11 protein-coding genes are annotated in these 13,181 nt (G+C 59.4%); 5 read left to right on the forward strand and 6 right to left on the reverse strand.

What is annotated here, in order from left to right; all coding sequences use genetic code 11:
- The first annotated feature begins 195 nt into the window (after window positions 1-195).
- The 3 genes from AB5Y82_RS16865 (at window position 196) to AB5Y82_RS16875 (ending at window position 2,714) form a co-directional block, all read left to right on the forward strand.
- Complete coding sequence (locus AB5Y82_RS16865) at window positions 196-1,500, forward strand: inosine/guanosine kinase (protein WP_111900024.1); 1,305 nt, start codon at window positions 196-198, stop codon at window positions 1,498-1,500.
- Window positions 1,501-1,680: 180 nt separating this feature from the next.
- Window positions 1,681-2,043, forward strand: coding sequence for a DUF2750 domain-containing protein (locus AB5Y82_RS16870; RefSeq protein WP_005337077.1), 363 nt, complete (start codon window positions 1,681-1,683; stop codon window positions 2,041-2,043).
- Window positions 2,044-2,219: 176 nt separating this feature from the next.
- Window positions 2,220-2,714, forward strand: coding sequence for a hypothetical protein (locus tag AB5Y82_RS16875; protein ID WP_042055706.1), 495 nt, complete (start codon window positions 2,220-2,222; stop codon window positions 2,712-2,714).
- Here the strand turns inward: AB5Y82_RS16875 and AB5Y82_RS16880 are convergent.
- A complete protein-coding gene (locus AB5Y82_RS16880; RefSeq protein WP_139401650.1) occupies window positions 2,677-4,317 on the reverse strand; it encodes an EAL domain-containing protein in 1,641 nt (546 codons plus the stop codon). The genes AB5Y82_RS16875 and AB5Y82_RS16880 overlap by 38 nt on opposite strands.
- 189 nt (window positions 4,318-4,506) lie before the next feature.
- On the opposite strand from AB5Y82_RS16880, the gene glgC reads away from it, so the two are divergent.
- Entirely contained in the window at window positions 4,507-5,781 is a 1,275-nt protein-coding gene (glgC, locus tag AB5Y82_RS16885) for a glucose-1-phosphate adenylyltransferase (protein ID WP_139429679.1), read from the forward strand.
- Window positions 5,782-5,865: 84 nt separating this feature from the next.
- Here the strand turns inward: glgC and AB5Y82_RS16890 are convergent, their stop codons facing one another.
- Window positions 5,866-7,863 (reverse strand): hypothetical protein, encoded by a 1,998-nt coding sequence (locus AB5Y82_RS16890; protein WP_204379903.1) that lies wholly within the window; start codon window positions 7,861-7,863, stop codon window positions 5,866-5,868.
- Window positions 7,864-8,058: 195 nt separating this feature from the next.
- Window positions 8,059-8,610: a lipoprotein gene (locus AB5Y82_RS16895; protein ID WP_368174270.1), complete on the reverse strand. Its 552-nt coding sequence runs from the start codon at window positions 8,608-8,610 to the stop codon at window positions 8,059-8,061.
- Between the two features lie 241 nt (window positions 8,611-8,851).
- On the opposite strand from AB5Y82_RS16895, the gene AB5Y82_RS16900 reads away from it, so the two are divergent.
- Window positions 8,852-9,622: a hypothetical protein gene (locus AB5Y82_RS16900; protein ID WP_368174271.1), complete on the forward strand. Its 771-nt coding sequence runs from the start codon at window positions 8,852-8,854 to the stop codon at window positions 9,620-9,622.
- A gap of 12 nt (window positions 9,623-9,634) precedes the next feature.
- On the opposite strand, the gene AB5Y82_RS16905 is transcribed toward AB5Y82_RS16900, so the two are convergent.
- The 3 genes from AB5Y82_RS16905 to AB5Y82_RS16915 form a co-directional block, all read right to left on the reverse strand.
- Window positions 9,635-10,096 carry a DUF2919 domain-containing protein gene (locus AB5Y82_RS16905; protein WP_042657897.1) on the reverse strand — a complete coding sequence of 154 codons (462 nt, stop codon included), beginning with the start codon at window positions 10,094-10,096 and terminating at the stop codon, window positions 9,635-9,637.
- Window positions 10,097-10,244: 148 nt separating this feature from the next.
- Window positions 10,245-11,192 carry a magnesium/cobalt transporter CorA gene (gene corA / locus AB5Y82_RS16910; protein ID WP_005337059.1) on the reverse strand — a complete coding sequence of 316 codons (948 nt, stop codon included), beginning with the start codon at window positions 11,190-11,192 and terminating at the stop codon, window positions 10,245-10,247.
- A 293-nt stretch (window positions 11,193-11,485) separates the two neighbouring features.
- Window positions 11,486-13,129: an electron transfer flavoprotein-ubiquinone oxidoreductase gene (locus AB5Y82_RS16915; RefSeq protein ID WP_368174272.1), complete on the reverse strand. Its 1,644-nt coding sequence runs from the start codon at window positions 13,127-13,129 to the stop codon at window positions 11,486-11,488.
- Between the last annotated feature and the right edge of the window lie 52 nt (window positions 13,130-13,181).

A 13,181-nucleotide genomic window follows, 5' to 3' on the forward strand; every position in this document is an offset into this window, starting at 1 on the left:
GCCGCCTGAAAACAGGCGCTTTGTATGCTATTGAACCACCTCGGGCGGGGTGGTTTTTTTTATGGTGAAAAGGCAAACGTTTTTCCTTGCGGGCCTTGTCTATACTGACTCCATAATTTAAACAGGGCGACTTTTCGGGGCGGCGGATTGTGTTAAAATCCCGCCCCTCTTTCCCCCAGAGCACAGAACATTGCCATGAAATTTCCCGGTCAGCGCAAGTCCAAACACTACTTCCCTGTCGACAGACGCGATCCCCTGGTGCCGCAAAATCCCCTGTTAACCGAGCTGGGCAAAGCCTACGTCGTCGGGATTGATCAGACCCTGGTTGATATCGAAGCCCATGTGGATGAAGACTTTCTGACCCGTTATGGTCTGAGCAAGGGGCACTCCGTCGTCATCAACGACGACGTGGCAGAACGCATTTATGACGAGCTCAAGGCCAACAACATGGTGGTGAGCGAGTTTGCCGGTGGCACCATTGGCAACACTGTACACAACTACTCGGTACTGGCCGATTCCCACTCCATCCTGCTGGGTGTGATGAGTCAGGACATTCGCATCGGTTGCTACGCCTACCGTTATCTGTGCAACACCTCTTCCCGCGTCAATCTGGACTATCTGCAGCCGGTGGATGGCCCCATCGGTCGTTGCTTCACCTTCATCACCGAGTGCGGCGAGCGCAGCTTCGGTATCAACGCCGGCAAGATGAACCAGCTGGATGTACAGCACATTCCGGAGGATGTGATCAAAGGGGCGTCTGCCCTGGTGATCACCGCCTATCTGGTACGTGGTGACGATGGTGATCCGATGAAAGAGGCGGCCATGACCGCGGTGCGTTATGCCCGTGAGGCCGGTATTCCCGTGGTGCTGACCCTGGGCACCCGTTTCGTTATCGACGAAAACCCCCAGTGGTGGCGCGACTTCATTGCCGAGAACGTGACTGTGCTGGCGATGAACGAAGACGAAGGTGAAGCCCTGACCGGTATCGCTGATCCGCTCGGTGCGGCCGACAAGGCGCTCGACTGGGCCGACATGGTGCTCTGTACTGCTGGCCCCATCGGCCTCTACATGGCGAGCTACACCGACGAGGACTACAAGCGCGAGACCACTCATACCCTGTTGCCGGGCGTCATCCCCGAGTTCAACATGTATGAGTTCAGCCGCCCGATGGCCCGCGCCAAGTGCCGCAAGCCGGTACGGATCTACTCCCATATCTCTCCCTACATGGGCGGGCCGGAGAAGATCAAGAACACCAACGGGGCAGGGGATGGTGCGCTTTCCGCCGTGCTGCACGACATGGTGGCCAACTCCTATCACCGGATGAATGTGCCCAACTCCGCCAAGCACATCTCCGAGTTCCTGACCTACTCCTCACTGGCCCAGGTGTGCAAATACGCCAACCGTGTCAGCTACGAGGTGTTGGCCCAGAGCAGCCCCCGTCTCTCCCGCGGTTTGCCGGAGAAAGAGGACAGCCTGGAAGAGGTTTACTGGGAGCGTTGATCTCCTGAATCTGCAAGACGCCTCCATCGGGAGGCGTTTTTGCAGGCAAATGGGAGTTATCCCGGCTTTTTTCCCGGAATAACCCCAATATGCTTGAGTCCATGTCACTTTTACGACACCATTTGGCCATCGTATTGTCGCCCGACAATGCCGCAGCACCCGAAAGAAAGAGAGAACCCCATGAGCATGCTTAACGACAACCTTGACGCCAATTTCCAACTGTTTATCGAACAAGTCCGCGAGTCGGGTCAGGTGTGGGGTCTGCGCTATGGGGAAGACTGGGTCGTCTGCCGCTCCGCCGAATTTGAAGATGCCGACGTGATGCCGCTCTGGTCTGCCGAAGAGGACGCCCGTCTGCACTGTGTTGACGAGTGGGCCGATTACGAGCCGGAAGTGATCGATCTGGAAGAGTTTCTCGATATCTGGATCAACGATCTGGATGAAGACGATGTGCTGGTCGGCCCGAACTGGAACGCCGATCTGGAAGGCCAGGAGCTCGAACCCATCGAGCTGGCCAAGGCACTGGTTGAACTGGACGCCTGAAAGCGCCTCCATTGATGGCCTGAACGTACAGGCCATCAAGATAAAGACCGGTATTCGTTCAGAATACCGGTCTTTTTTATGGTCGAATATCCAGATTGATGAGTTAAAAGCCGATTTGCCTTTGCACCTGTCAGGGGGATGGTCCATCATCAACCTTTTGCCAAGGGAGGAGCGCCATGTTTGTATTTGACGTAACGGGAGCTGCGGGTGAGAAGGCCAGCATTCGGGTGCAGGCGCTGGATTGGGCGCAAGCCGGACCTGTGACCTTCCAGTGCGATGATGATCAGCTGGCGGTCGTGCTCCTGAGCGGTTGTCGTTGCGATGCGGTGGGCTTTTTCAATCTGTTGGCGGGGTGCAAACCCCTCTATATCGAGCAGTGGCTCAGCTATCTGCAAGAGAGCGGTCGCATTGGCAAGTGGAGCCACCAGACCGAGAGTCCCGCCGATGGGGACTATCTGGCCAGAGCCGGTCTGGAGCACGATGAACTCAATACCCTGCTTGGCCAGGTCTATCAGGTGGCGGGGTTCAATCGCCTGCAAATCAACCGTTACCTCAAGAACCGCCACAACCCCACCACGCTGGCGACCCGTTACGACCAAAAAGAGCTGGAGCGCTATCGTCAGCTCAATGACATCATTCTGACCCTTTTGAAGCTGAAGCATCCTCAGTAAAGAGCCCCAGCTGGCTGATATCCGGTCGCAGCGGTTGCGGCCGGGCGATCAGATAGCCCTGCAAGCCATCCACATACATCCCCTGCAGCAGCTGTTTCTGGCCAAGCTGTTCCACCCCCTCTGCAATCACCTGACACCCCATCCGATGTGATACATCGACGATCATCCGCACGAACTGCTGGTTGGTCTGATCCTGCTCCAGCCCGGTGATCAGGGCAGGATCGAGCTTGATGTAGTCGGGCTTGAGCTCGCGAAACAGGGTAAAGGAGCCGATCCCCTTGCCGAAATTGGCGATGGCCGAGCGGCTGCCGTTGCGGCGCAGCAGTTCAAACACTCGCTTGGCGCCGGTCAGGTTGCGTTCCAGATGCTCTTCATCCAGTTCGAACACCAGATTGGCGCTGGTATTGGGATCTTTGAGCAGCTGGCGGTCAAGCCAGATCAGGAAGGCGCTGTTTTGCAGCAAGTTGGGAGAGAGATTGATCCCCCAGCGACTCTGGTTGGCACCAAAGGCCCGGTACTGACGCATGATGTGGGTAATGACCAGCTGCTCCAGCCGCATCACCATATCCAGCCGCTGGGCCATGGCAAACAGGGTGTCGGTGGGCAGGGCGGTGCCGTCATTGCCGCTGAAGCGGGTGTAGATCTCGTTGTAAGCCAGCATGCTGCGGTGCAGGGGCTGGATCGGCTGGTAGGTAAAGCTGAGTCGCTCCTGCGCCAGCACTTCGGTCAGCACGTCGCGCCAGTGGTGTTGCCCCTGCAGATCGGAGGCGCTGTCATCCTGCTGGATGGCCCAGCCGTTGATGGTTTCGGTCTGGGCGCGAGCCAGCGCCAGATCCGCTCTGGCCAGCACGGCTTCAATTTTCTGGCCGCTGCTGAGCTTGGTCAGCCCCGAGTAACCGGTGCTCTCCAGCTCGTGCTGATCCTGATAGTGATCGAAGGCCACCTTCAAATCCTGCCCCAGCAGATGGGGAGGAATATTGGCCACCGGTTGCACCAGAACGGCGAAATCAGCCCCCGAAATGCGGTAGACCTGATTGCCCGGGAAGCGGCTTACCACCCGCTTGATAAGGGCCGCCATGTCCTTGATGTAGGCATCACCAGACTGGAATCCGCGCTGGGCGTTGATCTTGCCAAGCTCGGTGGCACGGATCAGCACCAGGGTCGCGGTCTGGGTGTCCTGATCCCGCTGCAGCAACTCGGTCATGTCGCGGCGAAATGCGTGGCGGTTGAGAAGCTGAGTCAGCTCGTCGGTGGTGGCCAGGTTGCTGAGCTCGGTCAGCTGGCGATGAGCGCTCTGCTCGGCGCTTTCGAACTGTTCCAGCAGCTGTTGCAGCACCTCCCGGGAGGCGGGCTCATCGAGTTGTGAGGGATCCCGTCCCCTGATCGCCTTGACCCAGGTGAGCTCCTGATGCTGGAGCATGCCATCCATGGTGCGGATGGCCAGCATCAACAGCAGGATCATGCCAAGCAGTGTGGTGGCCAGAATAATGGCCAATGTGAGCGGTGTGCTCTGAAGGGCCAACCAAACTGCTTGCAGGAGCAGCAGGGGTATGGTCACTATGGTGGCGATCAGAAAGAGGGTACGTCCGAGCTTGTGAACCATCTTGTCATCCTTGAAGTGGCTGCTTTGTGGGGGAATTTTAACCAAGCTGGCGGAGCAAAGCATGCTATTCCTCGCAACTCGGTGAAAAGGGTCAATTGAGATCGGTTAAATGTGAGTGAAACCACTTTCACAGGTGCCGAAACAGGCGAAGATGAGTTGAAAATAGATCAAACAAGGCAGAGGTAAATCATGTTGTTAGAGCCCGAAAATAGTGCCAAAGCACGACAATTATTGAACCAGAGTATGGCACTGGTGCTGGCGGGTGGACGTGGTAGTCGCCTGAAGCAGTTGACTGACAACCGCGCCAAGCCTGCCGTCCATTTCGGTGGCAAATTCCGGATCATTGATTTTGTGCTCTCCAACTGTATCAACTCGGGGATCCGCCGCGTTGGTGTAGTCACCCAATACAAATCTCACAGCCTGCTGCGTCACCTGCAATCGGGCTGGTCCTTCCTGCGTTACCAGATGAACGAATTCATCGACCTGCTCCCTGCCCAGCAACGGGTGGATGAGGTGCACTGGTATCGCGGCACCGCCGATGCCATCTATCAGAACGTCGATATCATCCGTGACTACGGCCCCAAATACTTGGTGGTGCTGGCGGGGGATCACATCTACAAGATGGATTACGCCGCCATGCTGCTCGACCATGTGCGCCTTGGTGCCAAGGTGACGGTCGCCTGTATCGAGGTGCCGCGGGCCGAGGCATCCGCCTTCGGGATCATGGATATCGACGAGCAGCGCAAGATCCGCGCCTTCGTCGAAAAACCGGCCAATCCGCCCGCCATGCCAGGTTGCGAAGATCGCTCGCTGGCCTCCATGGGGATCTATATCTTCGAGGCGGAGTACCTCTACCAACTGCTGGAGGAGGATATTCACAATCAGGACTCCAAGCACGACTTCGGGATGGATGTGATCCCCCGCATCGTGGAGGAGGGGCTGGCCTTTGCTCACCCCTTCAACATGTCCTGTGTCGGGGCGCGCGAGGGACAAAAGCCCTACTGGCGTGATGTAGGTACCCTGGATTCATTCTGGGAAGCGAACATGGATCTCGCCTCCGTGTTGCCCGAGCTCGATATTTACGATCAAAACTGGCCCATCTGGACCAGCCAGACCCTGACGCCGCCCGCCAAGTTCGTGCAGGACAGAAATGGCCAGCACGGCATGACCATCAACTCCATGTTCTCGGGCGGTACCATCGTCAGCGGGTCGTTCGTGCTCAACTCGGTGCTCTTTACCAATGTGCGGGTGCACTCCTTCTGCACCCTGGATCAGGCCATCATCTTCCCCGGGGTCGAGATTGGCGCCGGTTGCCGTCTGCGCCGGGTGGTGGTGGACAAGGGATGTGTGCTGCCCGATGGGCTGGTGGTGGGCGAGAATGCCGATGAGGATAGCCGCCGCTTCTACCGCTCCGAGCAGGGGATTGTGCTGGTGACCAAGGAGATGCTGGACAAGCTGGTTTGAGGAAAGTCCTTGAAACTGTGTCAGACGCTGTAATGCAAAGGGAGCCAATCTGGCTCCCTTTTTCATGCTGGTGAATGGCGAAGATTATTCGCTAACCACTGCTTTAGCGGCCATCACCATGGCGGTGCCGTGCTTGCCACCGGCGGCGGTCACTTGCGGTACGCCATCTTCGTCGGTGTCGCTGCCGGCACCTTCGATGATGTTCTCGCCGGAGTCACCAATCCACTCGGCCATCTGCATGCCACCGTTGACGGTGCCACGGAACCAGCTGACGTACTGACCGGTCAGCTTGGCCAGCTCCAGCTCGGGCGCCTTCTCGGCCCCTTCGTTGCGTAGATTCAGCATGGCAGAGCGCAGGGCGCCGGAGATGGCGGCCTGGGTCCAGGGAGTGTATTCACCCTGTTTACCCGCCAGCCAGGTGCCCGCTTTGGCATTGAAGTAGGCCTTGTCGGCAGCGATAAACAGCTCGCGTGCGGCAGTGCGGTACTTGGCATCGGAGGTAGCGAGGAACGCAGCGGTCAGACCACGGATGGCTGCGAACTGTGCATCGATGGAGTGGCCGGCATCGAGCTTGCCACCCAGGGTGATGCCGTCATGCACCAGACCATTTTTGCCCTTGAGGTTGGCAAGGATGAAATCGGCCTGTTTGCGGATCAAGTCGAGCGCCTGTTGACCCTGCTTGGTCTTGAGGTTCAGCTCGCCATTGTCACCGGCGGCGTAACCGACCGGCAGCGCGTCCTGAGCGCGCTGGAAGATCTGCAGGGCGACCAGTGCGTAAGCAGCGTCAAAGGTGGTGACGTGCTTGCCCTGTTTTCCAGCCTGCCAGCTGTCGACCAGGGTGCCAGCCTTGGTATCAAAGTGCAGGGCTACCAGGTTCTTGAAGGTGAGGTTTGAGAGATTGATCGCCAGCGAGAAGGCATCGCTGCCTGCGACCGCTTTGCCCAGGTCATTGGTCTTGTTGGCAGCCGGTGCGGCGGCAAACGGCGCGCCGTCAAACACGGCGTGGAAGGCCGGGTTCTGGTTGGTGTTGGCGCTGCGCTGATCGCTGAAGGCATAGAACTCGGAGAGCGGCCACAGCATCATCCAGGCATCGCGCAGCTGGGCGGAGCCATCCACCACCTCCAGCTTGCCGATGGCACCGGCATCGTTGTTGCTGGTTTCGGTCACTTTCACCTGATGGGGGAAGTAGACAACGCCCTTGGCCGGATCGTACTGCGGGGTGATCTTGGCGCCCAGTTGCTTGCCATCGAAGCCAAGCTGGTTCTGCATGATGGCCAGCTTGTCGATGGATTGCTCGGTCAGCATCATGCCATTGAAGCCATCGGCGGCAGAGACGCCCAGCTTGTGTTTGCCATCCTGATCCATGGTGGCGGAGGCGGCTTCTACCTCTTCATCGGTCTCGGCCACGTGCATGCCGCCGAGGAAGTCTTGCGACCACATCACCTCTTTGAGCAGGATACCGCCCACCGCTGCGGGCACCAGCAGGTTGTCGCTGCCGCTCCAGCGCAGGGTGCTGTAGTCGCGGAAGTAGGCTGGCACCTGGGTCTTGACGGTTTTCTCGGTCCCTTTGGCGGTCTTGATGGTGATCTGGTCGCCATTGACCGGGGTGGCGTTGACGGCCTGGGCAAACTCCGGATTGGCGGAGGCATAGGGCAGGGAGAGGGGATACATGCCCTGCGGCACTTCATCAGCCGGGAAGCCAACGGCATCGGCCATGGCCAGCACCCGTTGCCCCAGAGAGGCCATGGTGCCGCCACGGGCCAGGTTTTGCGGCCCGTTCACCAGATGCGGGCCCATGCCGGATTGGTAGTTGAGGGCGTACATCGCCTCTTCGGAGTATTCGTATGATTCGATGCCGGCAGCGAAGTCGAACGGGGTCGGCTCATCAGCACGGTTGGCATCCAGCACATCCAGATCCAGCCCCAGCGCTTCGGCAAGCGGCTCACCGGAGAGCTCGAATTCGGTATAGGCCAGCATGTTGGCGGCGGTATTGAATGTCTTGTCTTCGACTTTGACGGCAGCGTGTGCGGCGCCGCTGATCAGTGCGCAGGCGATCGCCTGAACCAGTACGGTTTTTCTCATGTCCCTTCTCACCATTGGTTTTATTATTGACGCTTCTCATGACGAATCTAAATGAGAATGGTCTGCATTATGCTGTGTTGAGGGGGACTTGAGAAGTAAAAAACCGCCCTGATCGGTAGCACGTTAAAGCAGACGTGTGCTGTCGAAGAGGGCGGTTATCTGTTTATTGCGCTGAACGTGCCGGTGCGGCGGCGATCAGAGCAGCTTGAACGGGATGACCAGACGGCCCGGCTCTACCTTGAGGGCTTCGACCTTCTCCTTGATCCTGGCTTCGTTCTTGCGGCTGCTGTCGAGGCGGTAGACCGGCGTCTGCGACAGGAACAGGGAGAGCGACTGATTGAAGGTGGGCAGCAGCGGGGTGAGGGCGGCCCCGATATCGGCCGGCTCGGTTTTGACCGAGATCAGCTCAAGATCGCGCAGATAGATGGCGCCCTGATCGGCCACATAGTCCGGGCGTGCGCTCAGGGCAAAGCGGATCTTCATCTGCTGGCTGCCAAGTGGACTGCTCACCTGCAGGTCGCCAGTGGCGTCCAGCTCGATGCGATCTGCTTGTTTGCGGCCTATACGGCTCTGCATCTCATCCAGACGGATCTTGCTCGACATGATGCCGGGGATCCCCAGCTGTTTTTCAAAAGAGACCTGATCTTTGAGGTATTGGTTGATTTCGGCCTCGCTGACGTTGTACTGGGTCAGGGAGCAGGCCCCCAGCAGCAAGGCGAGGGGGAGTAACAACAGCTGTTTCAACATGATGGATTCCGCTTGGGCAACTATGATGGCGCTATCTTACGCGATAACGGGCGTGGAATGAGAGCCTCATACCGTGGGAAACCACGGAGTTGCTGCATTCCCGACTGTTTTTTGGCAACCGCCGGGTTCATCATCGAAGGGTGAGCGGAATAGGGCTGAGCTGTTGGCTGCGGGCGCAGGTCTACGCCTGAGCAGAGAGAGAACAGAGAGCGAGAAGAGCACAGAGAACGAGGAGAGCGTAATGGTTCGGATGGGCAAGGTTGGCCGCAGGGCGCTGCTGTGGCTTGGCTGCATGATGGGACTCTGGAGCCCGTCGCTGTGGGCCGAGGTGAAGGTGATCCCGGTCTTTGAGGCGCAGGCCGCGGTGCAGACCCTCAAGGAGATCTATCCCCAGCTTGGGGTCAGCGCCATGGGGAATCAGCTGGTGCTGAGCGGGACGCCAGCCCAGCTGCAGGAGGCCGAAGCCACGCTGGCGCAGATCAACCAGCCACCGCAAAGCCTGCTTATCGAGTGGCGGGTCGATGGTGCCGCCAGCGGTCAGCAACTGGGGGGTTCAATCAGTCGCGACGAGGCCAAGCGGCAGTGGCTGCTCGATGGCAACGCCCGGCAGTACCAGCGCAGCCAGAACGACAGCTGGCAGGTGCGCGGGCTGTCGGGCCGTCCCGTGCTGCTGCAGATGGGCTCCTATCAGCCGGTCACCTTCTATCAGTGGAACGGGGGCGCCGTGGTGGGGATGATGCCGCTGGTGAACGGCCTCTATGCCACGGCCACCTTGATTGGCGATCGGGTGCAGATTGCGCTGAGCAGCGAACAGGCGAGGCTGGAGCAGGGCTCCATCAATCGTGGGCAGAGTGCCACTGAGGTGAGCGGGGCCCCAGGCCAGTGGCTGACGGTGGGAGAGCTTTCGACCAGCTCAGCGGATCAGGGGAGTAGCCTCGGCACCCAGTTACAGGGCGGGCGAGGCAGCCAGAGCGAGCGCCAGACCCTGCAGGTCCGGGTCACTCGCCAATAGGTGTCAGCCCCGTCAGTGGGGCTGGTCTGCGGCATATTCCCGTAGTTGGCGACTGCGCAGCAGATACCAGAGTGACCAGAGGCTGGCGACCAGCACCAGTGCGGTGGGCCAGCTGAACGACCACTTTTGCAGATTGAGGCTGTGCAACTGCATCAGCAGGCCGCTGACGGCAGAGCAGAGCAGCAGCAGCGGGCTGTGGCGCCGGAGTCTGGCGCGAATGCTCTGGGTCTGCTGATAGGTGCCGCCGCAGGCGAGCAACGCCAGCATGGCGGGCACGTCGGTCAGCAGGCTGATGTAGAGGGTGATCTTGTCCGGATAGAAGAGGGTCAGGATCTCGCTGCCGCTCTCGCGGGTGACCCCTGCCATCAGAAAGAGCCAAACCGAGCGGGTCAGCAACAGGGCGATGGGCCAGAACCAGAGGGGCGGGCGCAACTGGCCGTGATCGTCATATCGGTGTTCGGGGTAGAGGGTCATGGTTGCCCGTTATCCACTTGAATTGAGTGATGGAGGGGATATGGGGCGACGAAGCGCCCTTTGCAAGGCATTGGGGGTGGCGCAAATTAATCGGGGGGCCATGCCCCCCAATCTGTTTCTTCAGATATCGCAGCGCGCGTCGGCGGCGTTACAGCCAGCCTTTGCGCTTGAAGAAGAGGCCGGTGCCGAGCGATGACATCACCATCAGCACCAGTGACATGGGATAACCATACTCCCAGGCGAGCTCCGGCATGCGGCCGAAGTTCATGCCGTAGATACTGGCGATCAGGGTCGGCGGCAGGAAGATCACGGCGGCTACCGAGAAGATCTTGATCACCTTGTTCTGCTCCAGATTGGTTACCCCCATGGAGGCCTCCAGCTGGAAGTTGATCTTGTCAAACAGGAATTGTGTGTGGGGCAAGAGAGACTCCACGTCGTGCAGCATCTCGTCGATCCACTTGTTCTGCTCAAGGCTCATGCGCTGGCGCAGGCTGCGTTTGAGGAAACGCAGGGCGCGGCGGGTATCGTGCAGAGAGAGACGGATCTGGCCGTTGGCTTCTTCCTGCGCCATCAACTCTTTCAGCATGGGGTTGATCTGATCCGGCTCGAAGATCTGATCGGCGGTGTTTTCCAAGGTCTTGTAACCATCTTCGATAAGGTCGGAGAGGTACTCCACCTTGAGGTTTTGCACCTCCAGCAGGATATCGAGGGCATCCTCCACCTCCAGCCGATCCTGGCGCATATAGTGGCGCAGCAGGCGCACCAGCCCGATGTCATCTTCGCGAATGCTGATCAGCAGGTTGTTGCGCAGGGTAAAGGAGACGTGGACACCCTTGGTGTCACGACCGATCCGCTGGGGAAACAGGGAGTGAATGTGCAGACCATCGGTATCCCAGTAAAAACGGGCGGATGCTTCGATGTCGTCGAGCTCTTCCTTGTCGGGGACCTCTTCCAGGAACAGGCCCGTCAACCATTCTCGCTCTGCCGTGTCCGGCTTGTAGGCATCCAGCCAGACCGTGTTGTCAGGTACTATGTCGTCAGGCCCGAGCGTGACTATGTCCAGCACCTTGTTGTTGAGAATGTAGGCGGTGATCATCTGTCCCCCCTTAAAAAGTCATGGGTAATCAGGGATGGTTGCACAGGTCATGCGGCCTTAGATCGCTGCAGAAGGCGATCCCGTGGATAAGCAGATCGGGCCGATGGAAAACCTGAATGCGGCGAACTATACAGGGGCGGGCCGCGCTTGTCAGGGGCTATTCATCAGGGATTCAGCTTGTTTGTTCAAAAAAACAGCGAGGTCGGATCACCTGAGTGGCTATGCGGGGTAGAACCCAGCCTTTGGCTGGGGGAGGGCTAGCTGGGGCTGCTTGTTGCCGCTACCCCGCTTCATCACATATTCGGATAATTGGGCCCGGAGCCCCCCTGTGGCGGCGTCCAGATAATGTTTTGACTGGGGTCCTTGATATCGCAGGTTTTGCAGTGGATACAGTTGGCGGCGTTGATCTGCAGTTTGGCCGCGCCTTCCATTTCCAGCACTTCAAACACCCCTGCCGGGCAGTAGCGTTGAGCGGGTTCTGCCCAGGTGGGCAGATTGACCTCGACCGGAATGCGCTCGTCCTGCAGCTTGAGGTGACAAGGCTGATCCTCGTCGTGGCTGGTGTTGGCCAGATACACAGACGAGAGCTTGTCAAAGCTCAGCTTGCCATCGGGTTTGGGATAATGGATGGGCTCGCAGCGGCTGGCCACGCGCAGCTGACGGTAGTCGTGAGCCTTATCGAGCAGCTTGAAGGGCGAGCTTGCGCCAAACAGCCGTTGCTCCAGCCAGTTGAAGGCACCGCCCAACCAGGGACCATAGCGGTGAAGCGCCGCGCCGAAGTTGCGCGCCGCCTTGAGCTCGCGGGCCAGCCAGCTCTGTTGCAGCTCGTCACCATACTGGGCCAGATCCCGGCCTCCCTCATCGCCCCCCCGCAGGGCCATCGCGACGGTTTTTGCCGCCAGCATTCCCGATTTCATGGCGGTGTGGATCCCCTTGATGCGGGAAAAGTCGAGGGTGCCGGCATCGCAGCCGATCAGCAGTCCGCCCGGGAAGTGCATGCGGGGCAGGGCGTGCCAGCCCCCCTTGGTGATGGCGCGGGCGCCATAGCTGATGCGTTCCCCCCCTTGCAACACGCCGGCGATAAGCGGGTGATGCTTGAGGCGCTGGAATTCGTCGAACGGGCTGAGCCAGGGATTCTGGTAGTTGAGATCGACAATCAGCCCGACCGCAACCTGATCCCCCTCCATTTGATAGAGATAGAAACCGCCGTGGCTATTGCCGCCCCCTTGCTTGCCAAGGGGCCAGCCACTGCCGTGCAGCACCTGTCCCGCCTTGCCCCGACCTGCAGGCAGTTGCCACAGCTCTTTGAAGCCGATGGCATAGTGCTGGGGCTGGGCAGGGCTTGCCAGGTTGAAGTCGGCGATCAGCTGTTTGCCGAGATGGCCGCGGGCCCCTTCGGCAAAGAGGGTGTAGCGGCCGAGCAGCGCCATGCCGGGCACATGATCAGCTTTCGGGTTGCCAGCGCGATCCAGCCCCAGATCGCCGGTGATGACCCCCTTGACCCGGCCCGCTTCCATGATAAGTTCGCTGGCGGTAAACCCCGGGTATATTTCGACTCCCAGTTTTTCCGCCTGCTGGCCGAGCCAGCGGCAGAGATTGCCAAGACTGACGATGTGACAGCCCTCATTGTGCATTCGGGGCGGCACGGCCCAGGCGGGCAGTTGCAGGGAGCGTTGCTCGCTTTGCAGCAGATGCACCTGATCGTCGCTGACCGGCACGCCGAGCGGCGCTTGCTGCCAGCCATCCGGCAGCAGCTCTTGCAAGGCGACGGGATCAAACAGGGCGCCGGAGAGCAGATGGGCGCCAATTTCCGCCCCTTTCTCCAGCAGACAGACGGAGAGAGTAGCATCCTGCTGTTTCAGGGCGATGGCTGCACTGAGCCCCGCCGGACCGCCGCCGACGATGACGACATCAAATTCCATTGCTTCCCGTTCCATCTTGCCTCTGCGCTCTGGTTGGCCTAGGGTAATGCTGGTAGTTTACGTAAAC

The organism is Aeromonas sp. s13 (genome assembly GCF_040907905.1).
Classification (GTDB): Bacteria; Pseudomonadota; Gammaproteobacteria; order Enterobacterales; family Aeromonadaceae; genus Aeromonas; species Aeromonas veronii.

Excerpts from the sequence above, each read along its gene's own strand:
- AB5Y82_RS16905 (WP_042657897.1), bottom strand. The coding sequence starts at position 10,096 with ATGACCCTCTACCCCGAACACCGATATGACGATCACGGCCAGTTGCGC.
- glgC (WP_139429679.1), top strand. The coding sequence starts at position 4,507 with ATGTTGTTAGAGCCCGAAAATAGTGCCAAAGCACGACAATTATTGAAC.
- AB5Y82_RS16865 (WP_111900024.1), top strand. The coding sequence starts at position 196 with ATGAAATTTCCCGGTCAGCGCAAGTCCAAACACTACTTCCCTGTCGAC.
- corA (WP_005337059.1), bottom strand. The coding sequence starts at position 11,192 with ATGATCACCGCCTACATTCTCAACAACAAGGTGCTGGACATAGTCACG.
- AB5Y82_RS16870 (WP_005337077.1), top strand. The coding sequence starts at position 1,681 with ATGAGCATGCTTAACGACAACCTTGACGCCAATTTCCAACTGTTTATC.
- AB5Y82_RS16875 (WP_042055706.1), top strand. The coding sequence starts at position 2,220 with ATGTTTGTATTTGACGTAACGGGAGCTGCGGGTGAGAAGGCCAGCATT.
- AB5Y82_RS16895 (WP_368174270.1), bottom strand. The coding sequence starts at position 8,610 with ATGTTGAAACAGCTGTTGTTACTCCCCCTCGCCTTGCTGCTGGGGGCC.
- AB5Y82_RS16880 (WP_139401650.1), bottom strand. The coding sequence starts at position 4,317 with ATGGTTCACAAGCTCGGACGTACCCTCTTTCTGATCGCCACCATAGTG.
- AB5Y82_RS16890 (WP_204379903.1), bottom strand. The coding sequence starts at position 7,863 with ATGAGAAAAACCGTACTGGTTCAGGCGATCGCCTGCGCACTGATCAGC.
- AB5Y82_RS16915 (WP_368174272.1), bottom strand. The coding sequence starts at position 13,129 with ATGGAACGGGAAGCAATGGAATTTGATGTCGTCATCGTCGGCGGCGGT.
- AB5Y82_RS16900 (WP_368174271.1), top strand. The coding sequence starts at position 8,852 with ATGGTTCGGATGGGCAAGGTTGGCCGCAGGGCGCTGCTGTGGCTTGGC.